This window comes from Mycobacterium sp. TH-M82 (assembly GCF_057473605.1).
In genome coordinates this window covers 1-1350 of sequence record NZ_JBYCKY010000860.1, presented here as the reverse complement: position 1 = coordinate 1350, position 1350 = coordinate 1, and the positions used below count along the sequence as shown (strand labels likewise).

Annotated in this window: 2 protein-coding genes and 1 pseudogene; all 3 read right to left on the bottom strand. The window is 64.7% G+C overall.

The genetic code is table 11. The annotated features are described in order from the left end of the window. Positions 1-121 (bottom strand): annotated as a pseudogene (locus AC2VON_RS24970) (ketol-acid reductoisomerase); the annotation flags it as partial. Positions 122-164: 43 nt separating this feature from the next. Continuing rightward, a complete protein-coding gene (gene ilvN / locus AC2VON_RS24965) occupies positions 165-695 on the bottom strand; it encodes an acetolactate synthase small subunit (RefSeq protein ID WP_486955215.1) in 531 nt (176 codons plus the stop codon). Further along, positions 695-1350, bottom strand: a 656-nt coding sequence (locus tag AC2VON_RS24960) for a thiamine pyrophosphate-dependent enzyme (RefSeq protein WP_486955214.1), incomplete at its 5' end; no start/stop codon positions are given. The genes AC2VON_RS24960 and ilvN, both read right to left, overlap by 1 nt.

Sequence of the window (1350 nt, the reverse complement as noted above, 5' to 3'; positions counted from 1 at the left end):
GCACCCGCACGCCGGAGTCGCGCAGGCTCAGCGAGTGCGCATGCCCTTGGCTGCCGTATCCGATCACCCCGACTTTGCGGCCGGCGATGATCGACAGGTCCGCGTCGTCGTCGTAGAACATCTGGACTGCCATACAGATTTCTCCTTGCTGGTTACTTGGCTCGTTATTTCACCGAGCCGATACTGCGCGGGCCGCGAGACAGCGCCACCATCCCGGACTGGACGATCTCGCGGATCCCGTAGGGCTCCAGGACTCGCAGCAGCGCGTCCACCTTGCCCGGCGTTCCGGTGGCCTCGACGGTCAACGACTCCGGAGATACGTCAATCACCTTGGCACGAAACAGGTTCACGGCCTCGATCACCTGGCCGCGGGTGCCGGCGTCGGCTCGTACCTTGATCAGCGTCAACTCCCTTGCCACCGACTTGCTCTCGTCCTGCTCGACGATCTTGATGACGTTGACCAACTTATTGAGCTGCTTGGTCATCTGCTCCAACGGAACGTCCTCCACCGAAACGACGATCGTCATCCGGGACATGTCCTTCTGTTCGGTGCCACCGACGGCCAGCGACTCGATGTTGAAACCGCGCCGCGAGAACAGCGCCGCCACCCTGGCCAGCACCCCGGGCTTGTCCTCGACCAGCACCGACAATGTGTGTGTCGTCGAATCGGAACCACCAGGCACAGAGGCGGACATCAAGCGTGCCCTTCGGTCTCGTCGTCGTCGAACAACGGACGGATGCCACGGGCGGCCTGAATCTCGTCGTTGCTGGTTCCGGCGGCCACCATCGGCCAGACCTGCGCGTCGGCGCCGACGACGAAGTCGATCACCACCGGCCGGTCGTTGATCGCACGTGCGGCGTTGATCACCTCGACGACGTCGTCTTCGCGCTCGCACCGCAATCCGACGCAGCCGAGGGCCTCGGCCAGCTTGACGAAGTCGGGGATGCGGTGCGAGTGGGTGGCCAGGTTGGTCTGCGAGTAGCGCTGGCCGTAGAACAGGGTCTGCCATTGGCGCACCATGCCGAGATTGCCATTGTTGATCAGCGCGACCTTGATCGGCGCACCCTCGATCGCGCAGGTGGCCAACTCCTGGTTGGTCATCTGGAAGCAGCCATCACCGTCGACCGCCCACACTTCGGCGTCCGGCCGGGCTATCTTGGCGCCCAACGCGGCCGGGATGGCGAACCCCATGGTGCCCAGACCGCCGGAGTTCAGCCAGGTGCGCGGCTTCTCGTAGCTGATGAACTGCGCGGCCCACATCTGGTGCTGGCCCACCCCGGCGACGTAGATCGCGTCGGGCCCGGCGAGACGACCCAAGGTGGAGATGACGTATTCGGGGCTCAGGCTGC

What these genes read in the sequence shown, in the direction of transcription:
- ilvN (WP_486955215.1), bottom strand. Translation starts at nt 695, where the DNA reads ATGTCCGCCTCTGTGCCTGGTGGTTCCGATTCGACGACACACACATTG.